Origin of the sequence: Acetobacter estunensis (assembly GCF_011516945.1) — a bacterium.
GTDB lineage: Bacteria > Pseudomonadota > Alphaproteobacteria > Acetobacterales > Acetobacteraceae > Acetobacter > Acetobacter estunensis.
The window spans coordinates 1-753 of the sequence record NZ_WOTH01000107.1; the positions used below are offsets into that span (position 1 = coordinate 1).

At 55.2% G+C, this 753-nt stretch carries 1 protein-coding gene; it reads right to left on the minus strand.

Translation table 11 applies throughout. The features are described 5' to 3' along the window. Window positions 1-70 precede the first annotated feature (70 nt). Window positions 71-556: an aminotransferase class III-fold pyridoxal phosphate-dependent enzyme gene (locus GOB87_RS16490; RefSeq protein WP_264806420.1), complete on the minus strand. Its 486-nt coding sequence runs from the start codon at window positions 554-556 to the stop codon at window positions 71-73. Window positions 557-753: the final 197 nt, after the last annotated feature.

The window sequence follows — 753 nt, forward strand, 5'->3', positions numbered from 1 at the left end:
ACTCTGTCTGCATCGGGTTCGTTTATTGCTTATGAAAAATTCTTTTGTGCAAAACAGACTTTTTCATAATCTAATCCGATGTACAACCCTTCTGTGAGATTTCCGCGTCGAGATCGTTGAACGGCACCTGCACGAACTCTTCGGGGCGATCCGCAAGGAACAATTGGCTGAACCGTTCGTCACCCGTGGCCACGGCAAGGCCGGTGTGGCCGTGATAGGCCTTGCGGATGGAGATGATCCGGCGGCGTTTCGTGGCGTAACGGGCGCTCTTGATGGCGAGGTCGATCGCCTCACTGCCGCTGGTGGCATAGGCTACCCGTTCGAACGGCTTTCCCGAAAGCTTGAGGAGCTTCATGGCCAGCGCGGTGCGGGACGGAGAGGGGAAGTGGTGGTTGCCGATATCGAAATACTTCAGCGCCTCGGTGAGGGCGGCGATGAGATCGGGATTGCGGTGGCCAAGGTTGTAGGTGCCGCCATTGAGATGGACATCGATCAGTTCGTGTCCATCCACATCGGTCAGCACATAGCCTTCACGACGCCCGATGACGAGCGGCACATTCACATCCTGCCAGAACCGCGTCTTGTCGGGATTCCAGAACTCTTCCGAGGCAGCGAGGACATCCGCCTTGTTGTCGAAGCCGGCTAGAGGGTGTTATGTACTTTCTGGCGTGAGTGTTGCAGAACAGATGGATGAATACTGCACGCAAACCATATCCGTCTGATATCAGCGACGAAGAATGGTCTCTGATTGTT